The organism is Mesorhizobium sp. M0296 (assembly GCF_040321675.1).
Taxonomy (GTDB): domain Bacteria; phylum Pseudomonadota; class Alphaproteobacteria; order Rhizobiales; family Rhizobiaceae; genus Mesorhizobium.
Window position 1 is genome coordinate 54,494 of sequence record NZ_JAMYRZ010000033.1, and the last position, 23,094, is coordinate 77,587.

The 23,094-nt window shown below is 60.9% G+C and carries 26 protein-coding genes and 3 pseudogenes; 17 read left to right on the forward strand and 12 right to left on the reverse strand.

Translation table 11 applies throughout. The annotated features are described in order from the left end of the window. Positions 1-384: 384 nt before the first annotated feature. Together NKI97_RS26205 and NKI97_RS26210 are read right to left on the reverse strand one after the other, a co-directional pair. Positions 385-654 (reverse strand): annotated as a pseudogene (locus NKI97_RS26205) (Ros/MucR family transcriptional regulator); the annotation flags it as partial. A gap of 589 nt (positions 655-1,243) precedes the next feature. Further along, positions 1,244-2,275 (reverse strand): hydroxyacid dehydrogenase, encoded by a 1,032-nt coding sequence (locus NKI97_RS26210; protein WP_352747095.1) that lies wholly within the window; start codon positions 2,273-2,275, stop codon positions 1,244-1,246. Positions 2,276-2,422: 147 nt separating this feature from the next. On the opposite strand from NKI97_RS26210, the gene NKI97_RS26215 reads away from it, so the two are divergent. From NKI97_RS26215 to NKI97_RS26240, 7 genes are all read left to right on the forward strand, one after another. Further along, positions 2,423-3,484 carry a LacI family DNA-binding transcriptional regulator gene (locus NKI97_RS26215; protein WP_352452057.1) on the forward strand — a complete coding sequence of 354 codons (1,062 nt, stop codon included), beginning with the start codon at positions 2,423-2,425 and terminating at the stop codon, positions 3,482-3,484. A gap of 75 nt (positions 3,485-3,559) precedes the next feature. Beyond that, the gene (locus NKI97_RS26220) at positions 3,560-4,549 is read left to right on the forward strand and encodes a sugar ABC transporter substrate-binding protein (protein ID WP_352747093.1); all 990 of its coding nucleotides are present in this window, start codon (positions 3,560-3,562) and stop codon (positions 4,547-4,549) included. Positions 4,550-4,613: 64 nt separating this feature from the next. After that, positions 4,614-5,606, forward strand: coding sequence for an ABC transporter permease (locus tag NKI97_RS26225; RefSeq protein ID WP_352747090.1), 993 nt, complete (start codon positions 4,614-4,616; stop codon positions 5,604-5,606). Beyond that, on the forward strand, positions 5,603-6,379 hold the full coding sequence (locus NKI97_RS26230) for an ATP-binding cassette domain-containing protein (RefSeq protein WP_352452060.1): 777 nt from the start codon (positions 5,603-5,605) through the stop codon (positions 6,377-6,379). The genes NKI97_RS26225 and NKI97_RS26230 overlap by 4 nt, the downstream gene beginning before the upstream one ends. A gap of 3 nt (positions 6,380-6,382) precedes the next feature. Then, positions 6,383-7,237, forward strand: a complete 855-nt coding sequence (locus tag NKI97_RS26235; protein WP_352452061.1) for a sugar phosphate isomerase/epimerase family protein — start codon at positions 6,383-6,385, stop codon at positions 7,235-7,237. A gap of 235 nt (positions 7,238-7,472) precedes the next feature. Next, on the forward strand, positions 7,473-7,631 hold the full coding sequence (locus NKI97_RS35525; RefSeq protein WP_502907121.1) for a DUF6894 family protein: 159 nt from the start codon (positions 7,473-7,475) through the stop codon (positions 7,629-7,631). After that, the gene (locus NKI97_RS26240) at positions 7,585-7,722 is read left to right on the forward strand and encodes a hypothetical protein (protein ID WP_352837448.1); all 138 of its coding nucleotides are present in this window, start codon (positions 7,585-7,587) and stop codon (positions 7,720-7,722) included. The genes NKI97_RS35525 and NKI97_RS26240 overlap by 47 nt, the downstream gene beginning before the upstream one ends. 204 nt (positions 7,723-7,926) lie before the next feature. Here the strand turns inward: NKI97_RS26240 and NKI97_RS26245 are convergent, their stop codons facing one another. Continuing rightward, entirely contained in the window at positions 7,927-8,193 is a 267-nt protein-coding gene (locus NKI97_RS26245; RefSeq protein ID WP_352452062.1) for a DUF6894 family protein, read from the reverse strand. 166 nt (positions 8,194-8,359) lie between these two features. Here NKI97_RS26245 and NKI97_RS26250 point away from each other — a divergent pair, with 166 nt between their 5' ends. Continuing rightward, complete coding sequence (locus NKI97_RS26250) at positions 8,360-8,620, forward strand: hypothetical protein (RefSeq protein WP_352747086.1); 261 nt, start codon at positions 8,360-8,362, stop codon at positions 8,618-8,620. 47 nt (positions 8,621-8,667) lie between these two features. Here the strand turns inward: NKI97_RS26250 and NKI97_RS26255 are convergent, their stop codons facing one another. The 5 genes and pseudogenes from NKI97_RS26255 to NKI97_RS26270 form a co-directional block, all read right to left on the reverse strand. Next, positions 8,668-9,210, reverse strand: coding sequence for a tyrosine-type recombinase/integrase (locus tag NKI97_RS26255; protein WP_352452064.1), 543 nt, complete (start codon positions 9,208-9,210; stop codon positions 8,668-8,670). Positions 9,211-9,408: 198 nt separating this feature from the next. Then, complete coding sequence (locus NKI97_RS35530; protein WP_502907122.1) at positions 9,409-9,555, reverse strand: phage integrase central domain-containing protein; 147 nt, start codon at positions 9,553-9,555, stop codon at positions 9,409-9,411. Between the two features lie 119 nt (positions 9,556-9,674). Next, positions 9,675-9,755 (reverse strand): annotated as a pseudogene (locus NKI97_RS35535) (hypothetical protein); the annotation flags it as partial. Positions 9,756-9,907: 152 nt separating this feature from the next. Further along, positions 9,908-10,423 (reverse strand): hypothetical protein, encoded by a 516-nt coding sequence (locus NKI97_RS26265; RefSeq protein WP_352837451.1) that lies wholly within the window; start codon positions 10,421-10,423, stop codon positions 9,908-9,910. A 604-nt stretch (positions 10,424-11,027) separates the two neighbouring features. Continuing rightward, a complete protein-coding gene (locus NKI97_RS26270) occupies positions 11,028-11,435 on the reverse strand; it encodes a hypothetical protein (RefSeq protein ID WP_352822349.1) in 408 nt (135 codons plus the stop codon). Positions 11,436-11,543: 108 nt separating this feature from the next. On the opposite strand from NKI97_RS26270, the gene NKI97_RS26275 reads away from it, so the two are divergent. Together NKI97_RS26275 and NKI97_RS26280 are read left to right on the forward strand one after the other, a co-directional pair. After that, entirely contained in the window at positions 11,544-12,461 is a 918-nt protein-coding gene (locus NKI97_RS26275; protein ID WP_352837454.1) for a hypothetical protein, read from the forward strand. Between the two features lie 198 nt (positions 12,462-12,659). Next, entirely contained in the window at positions 12,660-12,872 is a 213-nt protein-coding gene (locus NKI97_RS26280) for an alkyl sulfatase C-terminal domain-containing protein (protein ID WP_352453090.1), read from the forward strand. 310 nt (positions 12,873-13,182) lie between these two features. Here NKI97_RS26280 and NKI97_RS26285 read toward each other — a convergent pair whose 3' ends face one another. Continuing rightward, positions 13,183-14,241, reverse strand: coding sequence for a LacI family DNA-binding transcriptional regulator (locus NKI97_RS26285; protein WP_352453091.1), 1,059 nt, complete (start codon positions 14,239-14,241; stop codon positions 13,183-13,185). Between the two features lie 161 nt (positions 14,242-14,402). Here NKI97_RS26285 and NKI97_RS26290 point away from each other — a divergent pair, with 161 nt between their 5' ends. The 7 genes from NKI97_RS26290 (at position 14,403) to NKI97_RS26320 (ending at position 21,305) form a co-directional block, all read left to right on the forward strand. Then, positions 14,403-15,392, forward strand: coding sequence for an autoinducer 2 ABC transporter substrate-binding protein (locus NKI97_RS26290; RefSeq protein ID WP_352453092.1), 990 nt, complete (start codon positions 14,403-14,405; stop codon positions 15,390-15,392). 86 nt (positions 15,393-15,478) lie between these two features. Continuing rightward, positions 15,479-16,993 (forward strand): sugar ABC transporter ATP-binding protein, encoded by a 1,515-nt coding sequence (locus NKI97_RS26295; RefSeq protein WP_352453093.1) that lies wholly within the window; start codon positions 15,479-15,481, stop codon positions 16,991-16,993. Continuing rightward, the gene (locus NKI97_RS26300; RefSeq protein WP_352453094.1) at positions 16,986-17,987 is read left to right on the forward strand and encodes an ABC transporter permease; all 1,002 of its coding nucleotides are present in this window, start codon (positions 16,986-16,988) and stop codon (positions 17,985-17,987) included. Before NKI97_RS26295 ends, NKI97_RS26300 begins: the two co-directional genes overlap by 8 nt. Further along, a complete protein-coding gene (locus NKI97_RS26305) occupies positions 17,984-18,979 on the forward strand; it encodes an ABC transporter permease (protein ID WP_352749832.1) in 996 nt (331 codons plus the stop codon). The genes NKI97_RS26300 and NKI97_RS26305 overlap by 4 nt, the downstream gene beginning before the upstream one ends. Before the next feature lie 5 nt (positions 18,980-18,984). Continuing rightward, positions 18,985-19,833, forward strand: a complete 849-nt coding sequence (locus NKI97_RS26310) for a sugar phosphate isomerase/epimerase family protein (protein WP_352453096.1) — start codon at positions 18,985-18,987, stop codon at positions 19,831-19,833. Between the two features lie 190 nt (positions 19,834-20,023). After that, complete coding sequence (locus NKI97_RS26315; RefSeq protein WP_352453097.1) at positions 20,024-20,491, forward strand: class I SAM-dependent methyltransferase; 468 nt, start codon at positions 20,024-20,026, stop codon at positions 20,489-20,491. A 139-nt stretch (positions 20,492-20,630) separates the two neighbouring features. Then, positions 20,631-21,305, forward strand: coding sequence for a protein-L-isoaspartate(D-aspartate) O-methyltransferase (locus tag NKI97_RS26320; protein WP_352837457.1), 675 nt, complete (start codon positions 20,631-20,633; stop codon positions 21,303-21,305). Positions 21,306-21,502: 197 nt separating this feature from the next. Here NKI97_RS26320 and NKI97_RS26325 read toward each other — a convergent pair whose 3' ends face one another. The 3 genes and pseudogenes from NKI97_RS26325 to NKI97_RS26335 all read right to left on the reverse strand — a co-directional run. After that, entirely contained in the window at positions 21,503-22,051 is a 549-nt protein-coding gene (locus NKI97_RS26325; protein WP_352453126.1) for a ParB/RepB/Spo0J family partition protein, read from the reverse strand. 146 nt (positions 22,052-22,197) lie between these two features. Further along, positions 22,198-22,359 (reverse strand): annotated as a pseudogene (locus tag NKI97_RS26330) (hypothetical protein); the annotation flags it as partial. Between the two features lie 427 nt (positions 22,360-22,786). Next, the coding region (locus tag NKI97_RS26335) for a transposase (RefSeq protein WP_352837460.1) at positions 22,787-23,094 on the reverse strand (308 nt) is incomplete at its 5' end.

Here is a 23,094-nt window from a genome sequence, read left to right on the forward strand (position 1 = left end):
CGGTTATCGAGCCGCACCTGGGAGGCAATTCTTTTGGGGATGAAAAGCTTGAGGCGGACCTCACATAGCCGATGTATGTACTGGTGATTTGACGCGATTCCAGTCGACTAGAGCAATTTGATAGGCGCTCCAGACAGGCCGGAACTGCCGAAGGCTGATCGCGGCTTTCATGTTCCTCGCGCGCAACTAAATAGCCGGATTTGGCGCTCATAACTCGTTCCCATAGCCGGCACAGTTGACTGCGGGCGACCCGGGCAGCGATCATAGCGATCGCACACCAAAATCACCGCTTGTTCTCCCTTAGCGCTCTTGGTGTTTCAACGCGATGCCCTCAAACATAGATGCGACCGGTCTTGCCGCATTAAGGCGCGGACGTCTAGATCTAAGATGCCGCTTCAGGGATTTGAACTTCTTGCCGTCTTCGAGGCAGATAATGAAGTCCGGCGTCACCGACCTCTTCGGGTTGACCGCGGGAGTTTGCGGTTCAGCGGCAGGCGCGATCGGCGTGCCAAGTCCGGACAACGAAGTGTGAACCGATGCTATCACATCCGGCAAGCCAGACACCGGCAACGAATTGTTGCTGACATATGCTGAGACAATGCCGGCGGTTAACTCAGCAAGTTCGGCAGCGCGGGTATCGGCTTGGTTGGTCATTGATTGGTCCTTTTGTCTGATTTATTCCCTCTCTATTGGCTGATGATCAACGACGCAACGGAGTGCACCGGATTTAACCGCTGAAACAACGACTGGGCGGAAACGCCTATTGATACCAGCAAGATTCAACCTGGCTATGGAGCTTACTGAAACCGCCAAAAATGGCCATGCTGAACCGCAGCGAAGACCTTAAGCATCTTCTCGGCACACGCATGTTCCACTTTTCCTCCTCCATTCTCTTCTACGCGACAAGTTGCTCAAGGCTTAGTTCAGGGGCCTTCAGATCTGCTAGCTGGGTCGATTTGAGCCGAGCGTAGCGGGGCGTTTTCCAGAATAGCCGGTAACCTACCCTAATCGTGAGGGCTCAAGGGTTGGCGGGCGCGGTCACGGCGACCGCTCCTGGTGCTGCTCTTTTTTGGCGTCGGCGCGCTTGCCGCCGTTGTCACCCAATTCGTCATCGAAAGCACTGCAGGCCTTCAAAGCACCGCGACGTACCGGGTAGGACCGCCGCCTGGCCCGATGCAAGACCGAGCCTCTGGCATCCTTCACGACCTGATCAAGCTCTCAATCTCCTAGGGCAGCCTTAAGTTCAATTTGTGGTCACAGGCTTGGAACGCATTCTCGACACGGTCTCGCGCTCGGCGCGCTTGGAGCGCAGCGGCGGCAGGCCGCGGTCGATCAGGTCCATGTCCTCCAGCACCATGTCGCCCATGCGCTTGAAGGCGATGTCGAGCGCGCCGGCGCGGTGGGCCGAGCGAAGAAAGCCGGGCAGGGCACGCACGGGATGTTCCCGCGCCAGCGGCTCCTCGGGGAAGACGTCGCTTGCGGCGACGATGTGGCCGCTTTTCACCGCCGCCATCAGGGCGGGGAAGTCGACCACGCCAGCGCGGCTGAGCAGGATGAAGGCGGCGCCCCTGCGCATCCTCGCGAACGCGTCCGCGCCGAGAAAGCCCTGGTTCTCAGAGGTCACCGAGGCGACGACGAAGACGAAATCACTTGATGTCAGCACCTCCTCGAGCGAAGCCGGGTCGACGCCATTGTCGATCAGGATCGATGGCGGCAGCCAGGGATCGAACACTTTCGTGCGGGTGCGAAAACCGGTCAGCAGCCGGTTCAGGGCGCGGCCGAGATCGCCGAAGCCGATGATGCCGACATCGGCGCCCGAAAGCAGCCGCGCCGTCTGGTTGCCATCGCCGCCCCACAACTCCTTGCCCTGGCGGAAGGCGAGGTCGGCGTCGACGATGTCGCGGGCAAGATTGAGTGCCATGGCAAGGCCCAGCTCGGCCACCGGCTCGGCGAAGACGAGGCCGGTGGTGACGACATGGATGCCGCGCGCAAACAGCGTCTCATAGGGCATGTTGTTGACGAGATTGGTCTCGACATTGAAGACGCAGCGCAGCGCCTTCATCTGTTCCAGCGTCCGTGGCGAGATCGGCGGCTGGCCGATGATGTAGCGGGCCCCGGCCAGCATATCCGCCGGCAGTTCCGCGACTTCATCAGCGGTTGTCTCCACGATGCGGTACTTGGCCCGGAACCTCTTCAGCGCATCGAGGGTGAAAATCAGGTCGAGCGTGCGCGGTTCGGGCGCGCTGATGACCAGCGGCGAGGTACTATCGGACATGATGGTTCCTCCCGGCCACGCGATCCGCGTCCGCGCTTTCCTGAAGGGAATGTTTACTCAAGATTAAACGATTTACAATCGTGAAAAATCGATTTACTAATTTTGATAGCGGACGAGAATGCGTCTATCCGCCCCAGGAGGAGAACAATGGCGCATCGACAAGCCCAGCAGCGGCGTCCGTCGATCCACGACGTAGCCAGCCATGCCGGCGTGTCCGCTGCCACCGTCTCCAAGGTGATGGCCGGCGTCACCACGGTGAAGCTAGAGAATGCGCAGCGCGTCATCGACGCCATCGAGCTGCTGGGCTACCGCGTCGATCCGCTTGCCTCCGACATGCGCCGGGCCAAGCGCCGCATCATCGGCGCTATCATGCCCGAGTTCGAAAGCGAGTTCTTCGGCCAGATGATCACTCAGCTCGAGAGCCACGCCGAGCAGCGCGGCTATACGCTGGTGGCGGCATCGAGCCGCGAATCCGAGGCGCGCGAAACGGAGATCCTGGCCCGCATGCATGACTGGCGGGTGGCCGGCGTGGTGCTGGCGCCAGTGCGCAACGAGCACGGCCCGGCTGCCGCATTCATGAAGGCCAACGGCATGACCGGCGTGCTGATCGACCGCGTGCTGTCCGATGACGCCTTCGATACCGTGTCGGCCGACAGTGCTTCCGCTAGCGCTGAGGTCGCGGGCCAACTGATCGGCAAGGGCCACCGCCACATTCTGGTCGTCGGTCTTGGCGAACAGGCGGCGACCGTGCGCGCCCGCCTCGAGGGCTTTCGCGCCGCCGCGCGGGCGCTGGCGCCGGATGTCCGCATCGACGTCGTGCTTGCGGAAACCGACGTCGAACCGCTGCGGGCGCAATTGCGCGACTATTTTGCAAAAGGCGAACGACCGACGGCGGTCTATTCGCTGTTCCTCAAGGGCACGCTGGTGGCGCTGTCCGAATTTCGCCGCCGCGGCTGGCACTGCCCCAACGACATTTCGCTGATCGGCTTCGACGATGCCGAATGGATGCAGGTGACATGGCCGGCTATCGCCGCCGTGGTGCAGCCGATGCGTCAGATCGCCAGCCACGCCATGGAGGCGCTGTTTGCCAGGATCGAAGGCGAGGAGGGGCCGCCGATCGCGCGGCTCGAGCCTTGCAAGGTTTTGATGCGGGAATCCGTTGGCTCGCCAGGTAACGTCCCGCATTCCGGGGGAGGAGACCGACAATAACCCCCATTGTCGAAAACCAGTAGCGCTGCACCTGGCCTTGGCTCGCGGCACGTGACGTCAACCGGAGGATGAAAAATGACACCGTTCGTTCTGAAGATAAATCGATTTACCTTGGCTCTGTGCGTTGCGATGGTGCTCTCCGCCATCAGCGCGGCGAAGGCGGAGGATGGTGAATACGGCGTGCTGATGAAGACGCTGGCTAACCCGTTCTGGGGTGCGATGGGAAAGGGCGTCGAGGACGGTGCCAAGGAAGCTGGCGTGAAATATTTCCAGCAGGCGGCCGAAAGCGACCAGGCCGCCGAGCCGCAGCTCAACCTCTGCAACACGATGCTCGAACGCAAGCCGGTGGCGATGATCACCGCCGCCATCAACTCGACCAATCTGCTTCCTTGCCTGAAGACCGCGCAGGATGCCGGCATCAAGATCGTCGATCTCGACAACAATCTCGATCAGGCGGTGCTCGACAAGGAAGGTATCAAAGTCACCTTCCATATCGGCTCCGACAATGTTGCGGCCGGCGCGCAAGGCGCCGAATATCTCGTTTCCAAGCTAGGCAAGGACGCCAAAGGCCCGGTGCTGGTGATCGAAGGCCTTTCGGGCAACATCACCGGCGAGAAGCGCGCCAAGGGTTTTGCCGACAAGCTCAAGGAGCTGGCACCAGGGTTGGAAATCGTCGCGTCGCTGCCGGGCGACTGGGACCGCGGCAAGGCGGCCTCGATCGCCACTGATACGCTGACGGCGCATCCCGACCTCGTTGCCATCTTCTGCGCCAATGACGGCATGGCGCTGGGCGCGGTGGAATCCGTCTATGCCGCCGGCAAGGGGCCGCAGGTGACCATCATCGGCGTCGACGGCAATTCGGATGCGGTGAAGTCGATCAAGGACGGGCGGCTCAACGCCTCGGTGGCACAGCTGCCTTACCTCGTCGGCAAGCAGGCGGTCGAAAACGTCAAGAAGGCGCTGGCGGGCGACAAGGTCGAGGACAGCATCGCCGTGCCGACCCTGGTGCTGACCAAGGATGTGCTCGATGCCGGCAAGGAGCCGATGCTCGAATACGTGAAATAGTCCTCCCGGACTGGGCTGGCGCGGGTTTAGCCTGCGCCAGCCACCTTTTTCAAAGGTGAGGCAAATGGCTTCTGAAATGGCACAGCCTGGGTTCTGGGCTCGGGTGCAGCGTGCGTCCGTCGAACGGCTCCATATAAGACTGGAGTCGCTGGTGGTGCTGCTGGCGCTGAGCGCGGCGATGGCGGTGCTGTCGCCGTATTTCCTGTCGCTCAGCAATTTTCTCAACATCCTGCTGGCGACGTCAACGATCGGCGTGCTGGCGATCGCCGCCACCTTCGTCATCGGCTCGGGCGGGCTTGATCTGTCGCTCGGCTCGGTCATGGGACTTGCCGGTGTTGCGGGCGCATTCGTTGCCGTCAACCTCGGCTGGCCTTCGGTGTTCGCGGTCGCCGCTTGCATCGTGGCCGGCGGGCTAGCGGGTTATATCAACGGGCAATTGGTCACTCGCGCCTTCGTACCGGCCTTCATCGTCACGCTCGGCATGCTTGGCCTGGCGCGCGGTCTGGCGCTGGTGATCTCGCAGGGCAGGGCGATCTACGGACTGCCTGCGGCGATCGTCTATATTGGTCAGGGCCGGCCGTTTGGCATTCCAATGCCGGTCATCCTGCTGGTGCTCACAGCTATCATCGCGCATTGCGTGCTTGCATACACGCGCTTCGGCCGCCACACGCTGGCGCTCGGCGATAGCGAAGGCGCTGCGCGCGCCGCCGGTATCCGTATCGAACACCATCGCCGCATCATCTACACGCTGTCCGGGGCGCTTGCCGGTCTCGCCGGCCTGCTGTTCACGGCACGCGTCAACGCCGGCGACCCGACCGCCGGCATCAACTATGAGTTGACAGCGATCACCGCGGCGATCATCGGCGGCACCAATCTGTTCGGCGGCCGCGCCTCGATCCTCGGCACGATGATCGGTGCGCTGATCATGGGCGTGCTGCAGAATGGGCTGACGCTGCTTGCCGTCCAATCCTATTACCAGCAAATGGCGATCGGCGCCGTGCTGATCCTTGCGGTGTTCATCGACCAGTATCAGGTGCGGAAGGAGTCACGCGTATGACCCTTCTCACCCTCCACGGCATCCGCAAGAGTTTTGGCGCCGTCGATGTGCTGCACGGCGTCGACCTCTCGGTCGAAGCGGGCGAGGTGGTCGGCCTTGTCGGCGACAATGGGGCCGGCAAATCGACGCTGATGAAGACCATCACAGGCATCTACCGCGCCGATACCGGATCGATCGAACTCGACGGCAAGGACATCCTGCCACTCGATCCCGGCCAGCGGCGCGAGCTCGGCATCGAGATGATCTACCAGGATCTGTCGCTGGCCAAGCAGCAGGACGTGGCGGCCAACATCTTTCTGGGCCGCGAGCCGACCAGAAAACTGTTCGGGCTGTTTCCCGGCTTCGTCGACAAGACCGAGATGGACCGCCAGGCGGCAAAGATGATTGAGCGGTTAGGGGCGCATTTGCCGTCGATCAACCGCTCGGTCGGCTCGTTCTCGGGCGGCCAGCAGCAGACGGTGGCGATCGCCCGGGCGCTGACTTTCAATCCGAAGCTGGTGATCATGGACGAGCCGACTGCGGCGCTCGCCGTGCGCGAGGTGCAGAGCGTGCTCGATCTCATCCGTCGGCTGAAGTCCGAAGGCATCGCCGTCATCCTGATCTCGCACCGGCTGAACGACGTGCTTTCGGTCACCGACCGCATCGTGGTGCTGCGCCACGGGCGGGCCGATGCCGATCTCGTCACAGCCAGGACCAACATGAACGAAGTCGTCAGCCGCATCGTCGGCGGCGGCGATACCAGTGCCGCCGCGGCGCACGAACAACGAGGCTGACCGATGAATGTTTTTGGATTGCACACTTTCGCCATTGCTCCGGTCTGGGACCTTGACCTGATCGAGCCGCAGATGGAGCGGCTGAAGGAACTCGGCATCGGCCTGCTCGAGATCCCGCTGCTGCGACCCGAGGAGATCGACACCAAGCAGACATGCGCCTTCGCCGAACGCCAGGGTATCGAGCTCATCCCATCGCTCGGCCTGCCGCGCGCGCTCGACGTGGTCGAGCGGCCGGACGAGGCGCTGGCTTTCCTCGAGCCGGCCTTCCGGGTTTGCGAAGCGGTCGGCAGCGCGGCGCTCGGCGGCGTCACCTATGGCACGATCGGCAAGACCTCGGGCCGTGCGCCGACCACGGCAGAAATCGACGGCATGTGCCGATTCCTCGGGCGCGCGGCGAAGGCTGCCAAGGCGCATGGGCTGAAGCTCGGCATCGAGCCTTGTAACCGCTACGAGACACATCTAATCAACCGCGGCATCGATGCGGCAAAGATTATCGAGCGGGTCGGCGCCGGCAACGTCTTCATCCACCTCGACACCTACCACATGCATATCGAGGAGGAGAGCTTTGCCGCCGGCTTCGCCGCAGCGGCACCCTTCCTCGGCTATGTCCATGTCTCGGAGGCCAATCGCGGTGTGCCGGGGCGCGGCATGCTCAACTGGCGGGCCTGCATGAAGGCGATCGCCGATATCGGCTACCGGGGCGCGATCACGCTCGAAAGCATGAACCATGTCGATGTCGACATTGCCGGCGGCCTGGCGGTGTGGCGTCCGGTGGCGGAAGATCCGCGCGACGTCATCGAAGTCGGGCTGCCATTCCTGCGCGATGCGGCGCGCCATGCCGGACTGACGTTGGGCTGACTACCTTCGGGCTTGGACACGCGCCACGTCGAGCGCCCTTCGGTGGGCAAAAGCACAATGCGCGGCTGAACCACGTCGCGCTGTTGTACTCGAGACGATCGACATCGACAAGATCAGGCTGGTGGAGAAATACCGGCCACCGAAGCGCAAGAAGCCCCTGCGGGACATGGTGAATTAGCTCTTTGTATGTAAAAAAGAGACCTTGAACATTTTCCGGCAATCCTAGTTAGGACTGATGCCGCGCTATTTCTTCGACTTGTCCAGCAATGGAGAGACCTTCCCAGACCCTAAAGGTTCAGAGCTTCCGAACCTGGAATCTGCGGAGGACGAGGCAGCAAAAACGCTGTTTGAACGCAAGAGAAAAGCTGCCCGATGGCACCTACCGCGAGGCTAGCATTCAAGTCCGCGATGAAGCAGGCAACCAGGTAGTGCAGATCGTGGTCAAATTCGAACTGAGCCGCATAGCGGGCATCAGCAGCGCCTAGGTAGGGCGGGAGGAGCTGCTTTCTGACGAGATGGCCCCGTGGCCTACGGCTAGCCGGTCCAACAGCTTACGGGCTGCTGCGATTACACGGCGGGTTTCGCCGAGGGTCTGCCGAAGGTCTTCGATGTCTGCGCGGGCGAGGCGCTCATTCAATCGACCAGTTACTATGTCAAACTTGTCCCAGGCGGAAACCATTTGAAGACCGCTAGCGCTCCCGCAGCTCAAACTTGAGCACTGCCTCTGCGAACGTCTGGTCACTCTCGTCGGGTACCTTCATCACAAACTCTCGATAGGGGCCATCCGGCAGCTTATCTGTGGTGATCTCGACCAAGGCTCTCACCGCCTCTTGTTTTGCAGCTTCGAGATCGGGCAGATCTGTGCCTTCGACGTCGCGGAAGACTTGCCTGGTATCGGTGAAGTCGAAGAAAAAGCGAGGCATCCCTACAAACACAATAATGCGGGGAAGGTTCATCTTGCTTCACGATTGGCTATGCAGCCGGCGCCCGCCGCTCGAATGCACGCAACCGCTAACGAGCGTGATCTGACGTCCAATGATGTCCGCGCATTTGGTTAAAAACGTACGCCGCCAGACTCATCGCCCTGATCCGCTTAGAGTTACTTCCGAAAGGAGTGCTCTCATGCTGCCATTGCCCCACGCCGTCGATCCAAAGGTAGTTGCTGAGATCAATACTCTGCTAGCCCATCACGCCGGCGCGGTACCGGTCCCCGTTCACAAATTCGCGGCGGTTGTCCGGCTGCGCCTCAAAAGCCATCTTTCCATCGCGACTATCGAGGAGCTGATCGTGGACGAAGCCGAGTGTCGCCATCTGCCCATGCTGTTCGAACTGCCGGGAACGGAAGCGGCTTTAGTTTCATCCGCTCTGGGTCGTGCGACTTGAAGGTTAGGGGCACGGGCATCGCTGTGTGATTGGCGAACTAGGTCCATTCATACCACAGCGGCCGCTGTTCGCCGCGCCTCGGCTACCAACGCGGCAATCTCTTTGCGCTGCTCGATCGCCTCGCAAGTGAATCGCCCGTGGCGGCAGAGGCCATGAGCCTTACCTTTGGGCGCGTCAGACCGGCGGTAGGCTCGTTCGGTTTCATCCCCGACCTTGTGAGCCAGGGCGGCCTCCGCAACTTCGCGCGGGAAGCTTGTGGCGTCGCCGCACCAATCCCGGAAACCAGAGCGGAAACCGTGAACTGTGATTTCCGTCTGCTTCATGCGCCGAAGCAGCATCATCATGGCCATATTTGACAGAGGGTTCTCACCGTCACGGGTGAAGATGAATTCCTGTCCCTCCTGCCGTTGCTCGTGCAGGGCTTCCAGAATCGCCAGGGCCTCGATCGATAGCGGAACGGTATGCGGGGCGCCGGCCTTCATGCGCTCTTTCGGCACATTCCAGAGCTTTCCCTTAAAATCGATTTCTTTCCACGTTTCGCCGGATCTGGCCACAGTCAGGATTGTGAACTCTAGCGCACGAGCTGCCATCGCCTATGCCTTCCGCAAGCGAGCCGTGAACGCGGGGATTTCAGCATACGGCATTGCCGGCTGATGGCCTCGCTGCAACCGCTGGCGCTTCGGCAAGAGGTTCCGCAAGTTGCCGCGCCATGCCGCCGGGTTCTCTCCCGAGCGCCAGCCCTTCACCTTTGCGAACTCTAGAACGCGCTCGATACGCCCGCGAAGCCTCTATGCCGTCTCGGCTTTGGCCTGCCAGATGGGCGCAAGAACTTCTAGAACGTCTTCGGTTGTGATTGTCGAAACCCGCTTCGGCCGGATGCTCTCGCAGAAACTGGTGAGCGTCTGATTCCACTGATATTCGTGCTTGTCCGCCATTCGGACTTGATGGTGGCGATGTACTTGTCAGCGCAGTCCCCGAAAGTCGGCTCTGCTTCCTTCGCTTTCTCTGCAATTGGATCGCGGCCTTCCTCAACCGCAGACCTGCACTCGGTGGCCTTCGCTCGTGCCTTTGCAAGTGTGACGACGGGATAGGCGCCCAAGCCCATTTCACGCCGCTTGCCGTCACGAGCCCACATGAGTACGGGACGGGGCCGGACAGTGCGAGACAAATAAATCCAGAAGCCCAATATTTTCAAAGAAGCAGGGGACGGTACGGAATAGCCTGAAACGCTAGTTCGGTGGACCTCAAGAACAGCTTCGCCAGCGCACCACAAAACCGGCGGCAGCGCTATGACGAAGTTTTGGGAGGCTCGTCCGTCTCCGACAAACGATCGCGAATAGCTTCCTCGGTTTTGCTTGCCGTCTTCTTTACCACTTCGCCGACGCGGTCGACTAGCGTCTCGTCGCCGCTGGCGCCCTGGCGGTCAGCCTCTTCCTTTACGGTCTCATAGGCTTCGGCGGCGACCTGCTTGGCTTGCTCCATGCCATTCTCGAGGACGACCTCGGCACTCTCACGGAGCTGGTCGCTGTAACGGCCAAGTTGCTCGTCTTCCGTGGCGGTGTGGGGCAGCATCACACCGATGGCGGTGCCCACGGCGAGGCCGACAGCAGCCATTGCCAGAGGTTCGCGCTGGAACAAGTCCAGCGCAGATTCGCGCGCCTGTGCAGCCGCATCACTAACGCCCGAGGCGACTTGTCCGCCCGTGCTTCTCAACTTTTCTCTGGCCCCGCTCGCAAGGTCTGTAACAGCTTCGGTAGCACCGCCTGCTACCGAAGCCACCGAATCAGCGGCATCTGAGAGCATGGAGCCGCCTCCGGCAGCTTCGCTTTCGGCACCATAGTACTCGCTGCTCGACTCCTGCCAGCCCTCGCCGAAGCTCTGCCGGTCGGAGAAATTGCGGGAGCCCCCAGATGGCCTGCCGCTCCGATACGCACCTGGCGCTGAACTGTCTAGCGAAGTGCCTTTGCCGAGCATCAGCCACGCCAGACAAGGCCGATGAGATAAATGACACTGTTCATGGCGCAACCTCCTCCACTGCGCACCGAACTTGCCTGCGCTTTCTGTGTTCCGTTCGAACAGCACTTTTTTGGTAAGCTCCGCCTAACCAGCCTGAAGGGGTGCCTTATGCCCACGGCAGTGAGCGCCGTTAGAATGATATCGGCGACCGGACTCCGGTGCGACTGACAGGGAATGACTTGCCGCCGACCGTCGATCGAGCCCAGGCAAGCAGGGCGCGGCTTCCTTTTCGTTGCCGATGGCAAGCAACAGTCCGTGCGGCGCATCGCGCTCGCTAAGCTCGTGTGCCGACGGCATGGTGCCGATGCTGTATCAGGAACGCCTTTCGCTCCTCTGCCTTTGGGTCGAGGTTGTCGATCGAGCACTATTCTGAAGAGATTTCCGAGCTTCATCACATCGTCGAAGACGGCCCGGACTGGAACACCTGATTACGTGCACGGTGACGATCAACCGTACGCACGGTGGTGAGGAACAGAACAGCCAAGAAATGGAGGCGGACCATGAACATCGGTGAAATCGCAGAGCGCTTCGTGCGCTCGTTCTTACAGGTCAAGGTCAATGACGTGACTGACGCGGAAAGCCTGTCTTCACGCTGATGGGCGACGAGGTCGAGCCAAGGCGCGAATTCATCCAGGAGAACGCGCTGTCGGTCGCCAATCTGGATATCTGAGCCGCGATCCAGAATACGCAGGAGCAGGCATGAAGTGCATCCTGGCGCACCATGCCGGCTGCTGTATCGCAACAAGATAGCCGAGGAGCGCCGGAACGGAAAGTCTTTCAAGGCATTGTAGTTGATCACAATCGCCGCAGGAGGCATCCATGGGACGTGGCATTTTGCTCTGGCTTCTCGGAGTCCCAATTCCGATCATTATTCTGATCATACTGTTCGCACGGTAGGGAGGCTTCGATGCAGTCCACCGTAACAGCTGTCGACGTTTCCGCCCCGACGGAATCCGCTTCCACTGCTGTCAGCTGGGGGCCAATCGTCGCCGGCGCCTTTGCTGCGTCAACGCTTACCTTCATCTTGATGCTGCTCGGCTCCGGGCTTGGGCTGAGCATGGTGTCGCCATGGTCCGGCTCGGGTGCGTCAGTCACCACTTTCGCCGTTTCCACCGCCGTCTGGCTGATCGTCGTGCAGTGGCTGTCGTCGGCCCTGGGCGGCTACCTCGCCGGACGCCTGCGCACCAAATGGGTCGGCATCCACACCGATGAAGTCTTCTTCCGCGATACCGCTCACGGCTTCCTGGCCTGGGCGCTGGCGACGCTGCTCGTCGCCGGCGTGCTCGGCACGGCGCTTTCGGCCGCGATAGGTACCGGTGTCCAGGCTGCTTCGACTGTGGCATCGGGCGCGGCAATGGGCGCTTCGGCAGGTGCTGCTGCAAACGCGGGTAGCGCCTCGACTGACAACGCCACATCGTATTTCGTCGATACGCTGTTCCGCCCGGCCGATCCGGCAAGGCTCGCTGCCGCCAATCCGGAGAGCGACGCCGCGGCAACGGCGCAGGCATCGCGCATTCTAGTCGCGAGTGCCGCAGCAGACGAAATATCGGCCGACGACAAGACCTATCTGTCGCGGCTGGTGGCCGCCCGCACAGGCCTGTCCGAAGCGGATGCCACCGCTCGCGTCGATACGGTAATCGCCAGAGCGCAGGACGCCAAGGTCAAGGCCCAGCAGGCGGCCGACACCGCCAGAAAGGCAGGCGCCACCTTCTCGCTGATTGGCGCGCTGTCGCTGGTCGTCGGGGCCTTCATTGCCAGCGCGGCTGCAGCACTTGGCGGCAGGCAGCGCGACGACGAGGAAGCGATTTTCCTAACCAATCGTTGATCGGTGGCTCCCTGAAATGCTCGATTTCGAGAAATCTCGACCCATCATCACCTCCCATGTGGGCAAAGTCTGTCACTGCACTAACGGCCATTTGAAACCTTGGGAAGAGAATGGGCCTGTCTCTGCCATCTTCCAAATGGAACCATCAAGTGGCAACGAGACCTCCCGTGCAGGGCGGCTTCAGGGCGACTAGTTTGGGTGGATGGCGAAACCTGCGCAACAAGCGAGGGCAGCGCCAACGCCCCGGCTGCGGTGTTCACGATGAATGCGGAAGCGCTCAACCGGATATTCCTCCGTGAGGTCACGGCAGCTCAGGCAATCAAGGAAGGAACCGTCCACGTCGCTGGCGACGCTGAAGCCCTGGCCCGGTTCCAGCAGATGTTTCCGCCGCCTGAACCGCTGACAGCGTGATAGCGGAATGCACGATGCTCCCGTCAGTTCTGTGAATGACTGTAATGGCGTCGACTCAAGCCGTAGCGCAAAAGGTCAGATTTCGTGAAGTGCCGGGAAGTGTCGCGAAATGGCGCGTCCCGCTGGTTCAAACATCTCGGCCGTGAAAAGCTCGATCGGCGAGCGGCGTTGCTTTCAGAGGGAAATTCCTGCTGGAATTAAAGCCCTCCTCCCTGATCTTGACCCGGATCGCGTCGAAGATAACACGCATAGCAGCGCGCGCGTTGATACCCGGGTGAGGGGAGCTGTGCAAAGACGGGTTTTCGGGGCTTCACGCTATATCCTTCAACGTATCCAGCGGCCCTTTCAGAGCAGACCTGGGCTGGATCAACTCGGGCGCAATCAAGAAAATCTGCGGTGCCGCCGGGGGTTGATCGATCAGTTCGAACGCCTTCGCAATCATCGCCTCAAAATTCTGCCGCACCATGATTACGGGGAAGGGCAGGAAAGAGGCGAATGGGTCATAGTCGTAGCAACCGACGACAAGCTCGCTAAACATCTCCGCCGGCCGGCCCGCCATGAAACGCAGCAGACCCTCCATATTGATCGACGAATTGATTAACAATGCGCGCGGCAGCTTGCCATGGCGTTGGCAAAATGCCTCGAAGGCACGCAATGTTATGTCGGGCGAATAGCCGGAGGACTGTACTCCGTCATCAGGGTCGGCGCCCAACAGTGCCTTTTTGGTCGCATGGAAAGCGGCGATGCGTTCGCGGCTTGCGTGGTCGTTGCGGCCGCCAAACAGAAACAGCTCGTCCGGCCGCAGGGGGTCATCATTGCCGAACTGGCGGATGATTGCCTCCGTCAGCATCCGCGCGCCCTCATAATTGTCGCTGATCACCGAATGCGCCTTTGCTCCTGGTAGGTCGATGTTGACATGCCTCAGTCCCGCCGCCTCGCAGACCTCGTGCACGCCGTCCGGATCGGTGGCGCCGACAATGAAGAGCTGGTCGATTGAGTAGGAAATCAGCGTCTCCGCGGTCCGGCGTTCCTCTTCCGGGTCGCGGCTGGCACTGACCACGACCGGGCATTGACCGCGGCTGCGCACATGTCCCTCAAATGTCTGCGCCATGGAGGAGAAGTAGCGATTGTCGTGGATGGGCAGCATCAGGCCGACCAGGCCCGATCGCGACCGTCGCAAGCCTCGCGCCTGCAGATTGGTGGTGTACTGGTGGCGTTCGGCGAGGCTGAGAATTGTTTCCGCCGTACTTTCCTTGATGCGGCGCTTGCGCCAAGTGCCGTTCAGCACCGCGCTCACGGTCGACGGCGAACTGCCCGATAGCACGGACAGGTCATAGATCGTCGCCTTCTTCTTGACCTGCTGATGCATCTGGCCCTCCGGAGCGTCTGTTTAGAGCAATATCCCGCTGGTGCAATATCTCGCTTGACGAGCGCGTCTTGATGCACAATAGTTAATGCACCATCGATTGTGCAAGCACAAATCGATGGCGGAGGTGTGTTCCCGTTCGGAACGTTATGGGAGGAGTACAGATGAAAAAGTTCATGATCGCGGCGCTCGCCGCGACCCTTATGCTTGGCGGATCAATCGCTGCCATGGCACAGCAGGCCGGCAAAGTCGGCGTCGTCGTCAAGATTGGCGGCATTCCCTGGTTCAACGCAATGGAGGCGGGGATCAAGGAGCGCGGCCAGAAGCTCGGCGTCGACGCATTCATGGTTGGCCCGACCAGTGCCGATCCGGCACTGCAGGTTCGCGCCATCGAGGATCTGATCGCACAGGGCGTGAAGGTCATAGGGGTCGTGCCGAATGATGCGAAAGTGCTTGAACCTGTCCTGAAGAAGGCCAAGGACGCCGGCATCATCGTCATCACGCATGAATCGCCTGGCCAGAAGGGCGCCGACTGGGATTTCGAACTCGCGTCCGCGACCGGCTTCGGTGAGGCTCATGCCAAGCTCTTGGCGGATAAGATGGGCGGCAAAGGTGAATATGCAGTCTTCGTTGGTTCGCTGACGGTGCCGCTGCACAATGCCTGGGCCGATGCGGCAATCGCGTATCTGAAGAAGAACCATCCGGACATGAAGCTTGTCGGCGATCGTTATGGCGTCGCCGAGGATGTGGACAAGAGCCGCAGCACGGCACTTGACCTGATTTCCGCCAATCCCGGCTTGAAAGGCTTCCTTGCCTTCGGCAGCCAAGGCCCGATCGGAGCTGGCCGCGCAATCGAAGAGCGCCGGAAGGTGGGCCAGATATTCGTGCTCGGCCCATTCTCGCCGGGGCAGGGCCAGAAGCTCATCAAGAGCGACGCGATCTCCGGCGGCTTCATGTGGAATCCGAAGCAGGCGGGTGAGGTTTTCGTCACGCTGGCCGACCAGCTCATGAAGGGCAAAGAAGTCAAGGATGGCGATACGATCGAAGGGCTAGGGACAGTCAAGCCCGACTTCGAAAACCATAACATCATCGTCGATCAGCTGGTCCCGATCAACAAGGACACTGTCGACGGCCTTGCGGCGATGGGCCTGTAAAGCCTCGCAAGGCTGTGGCAGCCGGGCTGGCCTCGAGCCGGCCCGGCTGAGGATGTGTCAACGCGATTAGATCCAGGTTCAACTCGATGGCTGATCAGGCACCCGATGGCTCCGCGTCACGGCCGCTGCTATCGCTCCGAAATGTCAACATGACGTTTGGCGGCGTCAAGGCGCTGAAGAATGTCAGCTTCGAGGTTCTGCCGGGCGAGGTGCATTGCCTCGCCGGCGAGAACGGTTCAGGCAAGAGCACGCTGATCAAGGTCATCACTGGCGTGTACAAGCCCGAGGCCGGCGCCGAGATCGACTATGACGGCCAGAGCTACGCCCATATGTCACCGGTGACGGCGCAGGCCGGCGGAATTCAGGTCATCTGGCAGGACCTCGCCCTGTTCCCCGAGATGACCGTCGCCGAGAACATCGCGTTCCAGACTGTCATCGGCCGCTGGCCGCGACTGGTGAACTATGCCGAAATGCGGCGTGTCGCGACCAACGCCTTGGAACGTCTTGGTGTTACCCTCGATGTCGATCTCGCACTCCACAATTTTCCAATCGCACAGCGGCAGATCGTAGCTATAGCGCGCGCGCTCGTCGGCGAAGCGAAGCTTGTCTTCATGGACGAGCCGACGGCCTCGCTCACCCAATCTGAAACCGACTATCTGCTGGACATTGTGCGCAATCTGTCGGCGTCGGGCGTTGCCGTTGTGTTCGTCAGTCATCGCTTGGCGGAGGTTCTCGAAATCTCCAGCCGTGTGACGGTGCTGCGCGACGGCGCCTTGGTTGGCGTCTATCCGACCAAAGGTCTGACCCAATCGCGCATCACAGAGCTGATGACCGGCAAGACCTTCGACTATTCCGTCCTGCATCGCGATTTGAGCACGAGCCCGGTCGTGCTTGAGGTTAAAGGGCTGTCGCGGCCCGGTGAATTCGAGGATGTGTCATTGACGGTCCGGCGCGGCGAGACGCTCGGCGTCACCGGGCTGCTTGGGGCAGGGCGCACCGAGCTGGCGTTGACCTTGTTCGGCATGCGCAAGCCGAGGTCCGGCTCTGTTGTGCTGGATGGCAGGCCCGTTCGCTTCGGTTCCAACCGTGACGCGATCGCCGCCGGCGTCGCCTATCTTTCGGAAGACCGGCTGTCGCTCGGCCTCATTCAGCCCCAATCAATTGCCGACAATATGGTCATTGCCTCGCTGGACAAGGTTCTTTCGGGCGGTTTCATTTCGAGCGATCGCAAATGGTCCCTGGTCAGTAGCTGGATAAGGGATCTCGGCGTTAGGATCGGAATGCAGGAAGACGCGGTTTCGACCCTGTCGGGGGGAAATCAGCAACGTGTCGCCATTGCAAAATGGCTGGCGACTCAACCGAAACTGCTGATCCTCGACGGACCGACGGTCGGTGTTGATGTTGGCGCGCGTGCCGGCATATTCGATATCGTTTCCAAGCTGGCCGACAGCGGCCTGTCGATTATCCTGATCTCGGACGAGGTACCGGAAGTCTATTTCAACGCGGACCGTGTGCTGCACATGGCTCAGGGGCGCGTTGTCGGCGAATATGTCCCCGGCGCCACGTCCCTCCAGGCGATCGAAGAGGCGGTCTATGCGTAGGTTTGTCCGCTCTCATGCAACGGAGCTGGCTTTGCTCGCCGTCATCGCGGTCATCTGCGCCTTCCTGTCGTTTGCGACAGACCGGTTCTTCACCCTCGGTAATGCGTTTGACCTCCTGAACACAAGTTCGGTCAACATCATCTTCGCCGTCGGTCTGCTCGTCGTGCTGATTGCCGGCGGCATTGACATCTCCTTCGCGGTTGCTGCCTCCGTCGTACAATATCTGACGGCAATCGTCCTTGGCTGGATCGGCGGCGGGAATTGGATTGTCGGCCTCACCATCGCTGGCGCATTGGGCGTCGCGTTGGGCTGCATCAATGCTTTCCTGATCCACAGGTTCAGGATCATCTCGATCGTCGCCACGATTTCGACCTTCAACATTTTCTTCGGCTTGCTGATGTTCTTCACAGGCGGCGTTTCGATCTACAATCTGCCGGACTGGCTCACCAACCGCGTGGTGCTGTTCGAGCGCGAGATGGCTGACGGCACCTGGGCGGAGATAACCCTACCCGTGCTCATTATGGCCATATGCGTATTCGCTACCTGGGCGTTGATCACGCGCACGACCACTGGTCGCCAACTCTACGCTTTTGGCGACAATCCCGAAGGCGCGCGCCGCTTCGGCATCAATGTTGGTGCCATGCAGTTTATCGCCTTCGGCTGGCTTGGCCTGATGGCAGGCATCGCCGGTCTCGTCCAAGCGCACTACGCGCAGGAAGTCGTGCCTAACGCCCTGTATGGGCGCGAACTCGACGTCCTGGCAGCCGTAGTCCTTGGCGGTGCGCGGCTTGGCGGCGGCAAAGGCAGCGTGCTCGGCTGCATTCTTGGCGTTCTGTTGGTCTCGATCACCCAGAACGGACTTAATTTGATGGGCGTGTCGCCTTTCGCGTTCAAGATGATCGTCGGCACCATCATCCTGACCGCCATCACCCTGTCGAACACCAGCATCGAACGCCTGCTGCCGTTCCTGAAAAGCCGGCGGGTGCCTTCATGACGGCTGTGATTGAACGCGTCCGCAACTTGCTTGGCCCCGAACTGGCAGGTCCGCTTGCTGCGTTCGTGGTGGTCATGATCGTGTTCGGCATTGCCGCACCGAACTTCCTTTCCCGGGCCACTTTTGGCTCCGTCGCCTACCAGCTGCCGGAGCTCGGCCTGCTCACACTCGCCATGCTGCTCCCGATCCTGACCGGCGGCCTGAACCTGGCCATCACCTTCACGGCCAACATCGCCGGGCTGACGCTCGCTTGGATCCTTCAAAGCCAGGGCGGCGTCGACGCGGGCATTGGTGCCTTTGTCCTTGGCGCGATCGTTGCCCTTGCGGTCGGAGCACTTAGTGGACTGATCATGGGGCTCGTTATCGCCAACACCAAGGCTCACCCGATCCTGGTCTCGCTGTCGATGATGATTTTCCTGCGCGGTCTCGGTGAGTTCCTGACGCATGGCGGCGACGTGTCCGGCTTTCCCAGCTTCCTGGCGCCGATCGGCTACGGTTCGATTCTCGGTATCCCGGTTCCGTTGCTCATTTTCATCACCTGTGTGCTGATCTGGCAGCTCCTGCTGACACGCATGAAGCTAGGCTTCAACACCTATATGATCGGCTCCAACATCGAGGCCACGCGCTACTCCGGCATTAATACGCGCAAGGTGCAGGTTCTGGTCTACACACTGTCCGGTGCGATGTGCGCGGTCGCCGGTATCATCATGCTGGCGCGCTTCAATTCGGTGCGTGTCGGCCACGGCGAGTCCTACCTGCTGATCACTGTGCTTGCCTGCTTTCTTGGCGGGGTCAATCCGTTCGGCGGCTTCGGTCGCGTGATCCCTGTCTTCGTCGCGCTCGTGGTGCTCCAGCTTCTGTCCTCGGGACTCAATCTGATGGGCGCCAACCAGCATCTGGCGACGGCGGTCTGGGGCATTTTGATGATCACCGTGATGATCCTGCGCTGGCTTGCTGGGCGCCTAAAGTTCCTAAACACAAACAAAGGGTGAGTTAGATGCATGGTTTTGGGGTCCACACCTCGATGTGGACGATGAACTGGGACCGGGCGGGCGCAGAGAAGGCGATCGCCGCTTCCGTCAAATACGGCATGGACTTTATCGAGATCGCGCTTCTGAACGCGCCGGCGGTCGATGCCGCGCATACGCGCGCCTTGCTCGAAAAGCACAATCTTCCAGCTGTTTGCTCGCTTGGCTTGCCGGAGCGGGCCTGGGCCTCGGTGCGGCCGGATGCCGCCATCGAACATCTCAAAGTGGCCATCGACAAGACTGCAGAGATGGGCGCTCTGGCGCTTTCCGGTGTAATTTTCGGTGGTATCGGTGAACGCACCGGCGTGCCACCCACCGACAAGGAATACGACAACATCGCGCATGTGCTGACCGTCGCCGCCAAGCACGCCAAGACGCGCGGCATAGAGCTCGGAATCGAGGCGGTGAACCGCTACGAGAACCACCTGATAAATACCGGCGCGCAGGCCGTCTGGATGCTCGAGAAAGTCGGCGCCGACAACATCTTTGTCCATCTCGACACCTATCACATGAACATCGAGGAGAAGGGGGCCGCCAATGGTATTCTGGCCGCTCGTGAGCACCTGAAATACATTCACTTGTCAGAGAGCGATCGCGGCACCCCGGGCACCGGCAACTGCCCCTGGGACGAGATCTACGCAACGCTCGCGGCGATCGGCTTCAAGGGCGGACTTGCCATGGAAAGCTTCATCAACATGCCGCCGGAAGTCTCCTATGGCCTCTCCGTCTGGCGGCCGGTCGCGAAGGACGAGGCCGAAGTGATGGGCAATGGCTTGCCTTTCCTGCGCAACAAGGCTCGCCAATACGGTCTGATCTGACCCAATGCATGACGGGCAGGAGGCGGACGGCGCGAATATCGCCGTCTTCGACGTTGGCAAAACCAGCTCTCGGCGATGACATTCGACGGCGTGCTCGCCGAGAGTCTTTCTGTCCGCAACGAGGTTCGGCCCGGTCCACCTTGGCGGGACCACGACCTCAAGGGCATTAGCGACTGGCTGTTCGGCTCGCTTGCCACTTTGTGCCGACAAGGAAATTCTCGATATTGGCTGCAATATGGGTGTTGTCGCCTATGAGATATCTAAGCTAAGACCGAGTTCGATCCATGGGATCGACATTGCCAAACCTCATATCGAGACTGCAAAGATGTTGTTGAGCGGCTCCCCGGTACATGCCCGGTTCGATCGCCTAAACCTTGGCAGCCGCCGCCTCGGCAATATCCTTCTGCCGAAGTACGATATCGTCCTGCTGCTGGCCGTCTACCAGCACATGCAGCGCAACATCGGCCCGGGCAAGGCGCGAAGGGTGCTTTCCAATATTGTGAGGCGCACCTCAAGCATTGTTGCCCGCGTTCCGCCTGGAACGGATGGCGAATTCATCGAAACGCTTGCCGATGAGGGCTGCACTCGGCATCTTCCCTCACCTCAACAGTCGTGCGTTCGTCTGAGTTCGTTTCTGCGAACGCGCCGTGGTCGATAACGACCAAAACGCAACGCCCAAATCACCTCCACTTGCCGTTGGGCACCCGCAACTGGAAACGATGGCGGGCGTTTCTGTGACTGAACGGGATATAAGACTACTGTGGCATCAAGCCTGGTTGAGGAAAAGCCCGACTGTCATGAAGCCAATGAACGAAGAGCATCTGGCGATCCTACGCAGGCACATGGTCGAGATGATTGCAATCCATACCGACCTTGCAAGCGAAGAACTCGGCAAGGCGGCGCTCGATGAGCGGGTGATGGCAGCGATGCGGCGAGTGCCGCGGCATCGCTTCGTGCCAGCCTCGGTTGCAGCTTATGCCTACCAGGACATGCCGCTGCCGATCGGCTTCGATAAAACCGTCTCGCAGCCGTTCATCGTCGCTCTCATGACCGATCTCCTTGCGCCGCAACCGCACGAGGCGGTGCTCGAGATCGGCACCGGCCTGGGCTATCAAACCGCAATTCTTGCGGAGCTCGCCGGGCAAGTTTGGAGCGTCGAAATCATCGAGGAATTCGCAATCCATGCGAAGGCTCTCCTGCAGGGCCTCGGCTTAGCCAATGTCGGCATTCGTGTCGGAGACGGGTCTCGTGGCTGGCCCGAGCACGCCCCATTCGACAAGATCCTGGTCACGGCGGCGGCTGAGCAGACCCCCCCGGCTTTACTGAAGCAACTCAAGCCGGGGGGACGCCTGGTTCTGCCTTTGGGATCTGAAGAAGCACAGTTTCTGACTGTCATCGACAAGGATGCGGCAGGGCAGCTCGGGACCCGGAAACTCATCCCGGTTCGGTTCAGCCGGCTCGAAACGGCCTAATGGAAGGTGCAGACAGCCGCGACGGGGGGGTCCCATCGCCACGCTCGGCCTTGTGCCCCGCAGCGCCGCCATCAACATCGGCCCGAGCGAAAAAACTCCCCAGCCCTAGCCTTGTCAGCTTGGCTATTGCTGGGGTTTCCGCATCATCGGCAATGTGCGGCATGATCCGCATCGAGATAAGCTCGCTATGACGAAGTCTAACGCGAGATACAAGGCAGTCGACCGTCGCTTCGCATGATCTCGACCCATCTCCAGCCTTCCGCCTTCACTGCCTTGGCAGCGCTTTCAAGCTTGGCTGCGACAAGGGCGTCCAGCTTCACGACATCGACGGCGAAACCGCCTTCCTTGTCATCGAACAGATCGCGCCTGACGCTCCCGCCTGCCGCCTCGTAGGCGTCCAGCCCACCCAGGAAATTTGACCCTCTTGTCGCTTGCCCGAACGCCCCGCCAGCAAGCGCGGAACGAATGTTTTGCGCGTAACGGTTCCACGCCGGCAGTTCATTCCACACCCGTTCCTGCGCCTCGTGATCGTCGCTGATCGTGAAGGCCGAAAGCTGCTCAAAGGTCATGTCCTCGTTGCGGTAGGCTTCCAAGAGGCGCGGCGACACGCGACCAAGGGCAAGGCAGCGGCGCACAATCGTTTCGGCCGCGCCGAACCGTGCGGCAATGTCGGGGACCGACTTGCCTTCGTCCGCCAGATCGCGGAACGCCTCGTACTGGTCGACCGAGTGCATGTCCTCGCGCAAGACGTTTTCGGCAAGACTGGTCGCCTTCGCGTCCCCTCCCGCTCGCTCCTTGCATTCAACGGGGAATCCTTCGCGATCTCTCCCTTCTCGGCCAGCAGATTGAGTGCTGCGCGGCGTCGCCCGCCAGCGCTCACGAAACAGCGGCCCTTCTTGTCGCCCTTCCTGACGACAAGGTTTTGCAGCAGCCTGTAGCCATCGGCCCTGTTGCTCGCTGCCAGCGCCGCGATACCCTCGGCGCTATAGGTTTTGCGGACGTTCTTCGGGTCTACGTCCAGCTTGTTCAATGAAATGGTTATGGTCTCGGTCATGATGCTTTCTCCTGATTTCCCTTTTTCCCGCGAAGCGAAATCCTGCCCGAAGGGGCAGGAGCCCCGCTCCTGCTCCCGAGCTCGTGCGGAACAGCGGCGGAGAGGGGGCAAGACGACAAATCGGACGGGGATCACCCGCCCGAAGGCGAAGCCGGGGGTCGGCGCCGATCCGCGTATGTGGATCCGCGTCGATCCTGCACAGAGCGCGGCCCTGGCCGCGCGGAGGAAGGACGGGGAGACCGATTTTCCCCTTGCAGGGGAGAGGGGGCAGAGCCGCCCTTTCCCCCTCTTTTCACTACTAACCCTGACCCGGCTGGGCTGGAGTTGTGTGCGTCAAGTTCTGCAAAATGGCGTGGCATTGCGGTGACGTCGGCGTGTCCGCCGCGCAGCCCCCGTGTTTAGCGGAGCGGCGGACACATGACGGTGCTCAGGCGGCCAAGGCCCTCAGGCTCTCCTTCTTGTGCTCGCGCAGATGATCCATGTTGAGGTAGCGGGTCGCCTCGAGCCAGTTCTCGTGGATCTTCACCGCCAATGCCCGAACCAGCCGCAGGCAGCTCCGCGGGTTGGGGAAGATGCGAACGACCAGGGTGCGCCGCTTGATCTCCTGGTTCAGCCGCTCCAGCATGTTCGACTTCATGTGCTTGTGGTGAGCTAGCGGCAGCCGATAGAAGCTCAGCGTCTCCTCGATGTTATCTTCCACCCAGTTGACCAGCTTCGGGTATTTGGCCTGCCATT

Excerpts from the sequence above, each read along its gene's own strand:
- NKI97_RS26210 (WP_352747095.1), bottom strand. The coding sequence starts at position 2,275 with ATGTCCGATAGTACCTCGCCGCTGGTCATCAGCGCGCCCGAACCGCGC.
- NKI97_RS26215 (WP_352452057.1), top strand. The coding sequence starts at position 2,423 with ATGGCGCATCGACAAGCCCAGCAGCGGCGTCCGTCGATCCACGACGTA.
- NKI97_RS26220 (WP_352747093.1), top strand. The coding sequence starts at position 3,560 with ATGACACCGTTCGTTCTGAAGATAAATCGATTTACCTTGGCTCTGTGC.
- NKI97_RS26225 (WP_352747090.1), top strand. The coding sequence starts at position 4,614 with ATGGCTTCTGAAATGGCACAGCCTGGGTTCTGGGCTCGGGTGCAGCGT.
- NKI97_RS26230 (WP_352452060.1), top strand. The coding sequence starts at position 5,603 with ATGACCCTTCTCACCCTCCACGGCATCCGCAAGAGTTTTGGCGCCGTC.
- NKI97_RS26235 (WP_352452061.1), top strand. The coding sequence starts at position 6,383 with ATGAATGTTTTTGGATTGCACACTTTCGCCATTGCTCCGGTCTGGGAC.
- NKI97_RS35525 (WP_502907121.1), top strand. The coding sequence starts at position 7,473 with ATGCCGCGCTATTTCTTCGACTTGTCCAGCAATGGAGAGACCTTCCCA.
- NKI97_RS26245 (WP_352452062.1), bottom strand. The coding sequence starts at position 8,193 with ATGAACCTTCCCCGCATTATTGTGTTTGTAGGGATGCCTCGCTTTTTC.
- NKI97_RS26250 (WP_352747086.1), top strand. The coding sequence starts at position 8,360 with ATGCTGCCATTGCCCCACGCCGTCGATCCAAAGGTAGTTGCTGAGATC.
- NKI97_RS26255 (WP_352452064.1), bottom strand. The coding sequence starts at position 9,210 with ATGGCAGCTCGTGCGCTAGAGTTCACAATCCTGACTGTGGCCAGATCC.
- NKI97_RS35530 (WP_502907122.1), bottom strand. The coding sequence starts at position 9,555 with ATGGCGGACAAGCACGAATATCAGTGGAATCAGACGCTCACCAGTTTC.
- NKI97_RS26265 (WP_352837451.1), bottom strand. The coding sequence starts at position 10,423 with ATGCTCTCAGATGCCGCTGATTCGGTGGCTTCGGTAGCAGGCGGTGCT.
- NKI97_RS26275 (WP_352837454.1), top strand. The coding sequence starts at position 11,544 with ATGCAGTCCACCGTAACAGCTGTCGACGTTTCCGCCCCGACGGAATCC.
- NKI97_RS26285 (WP_352453091.1), bottom strand. The coding sequence starts at position 14,241 with ATGCATCAGCAGGTCAAGAAGAAGGCGACGATCTATGACCTGTCCGTG.
- NKI97_RS26290 (WP_352453092.1), top strand. The coding sequence starts at position 14,403 with ATGAAAAAGTTCATGATCGCGGCGCTCGCCGCGACCCTTATGCTTGGC.
- NKI97_RS26295 (WP_352453093.1), top strand. The coding sequence starts at position 15,479 with ATGGCTGATCAGGCACCCGATGGCTCCGCGTCACGGCCGCTGCTATCG.
- NKI97_RS26300 (WP_352453094.1), top strand. The coding sequence starts at position 16,986 with ATGCGTAGGTTTGTCCGCTCTCATGCAACGGAGCTGGCTTTGCTCGCC.
- NKI97_RS26305 (WP_352749832.1), top strand. The coding sequence starts at position 17,984 with ATGACGGCTGTGATTGAACGCGTCCGCAACTTGCTTGGCCCCGAACTG.
- NKI97_RS26310 (WP_352453096.1), top strand. The coding sequence starts at position 18,985 with ATGCATGGTTTTGGGGTCCACACCTCGATGTGGACGATGAACTGGGAC.
- NKI97_RS26320 (WP_352837457.1), top strand. The coding sequence starts at position 20,631 with ATGAAGCCAATGAACGAAGAGCATCTGGCGATCCTACGCAGGCACATG.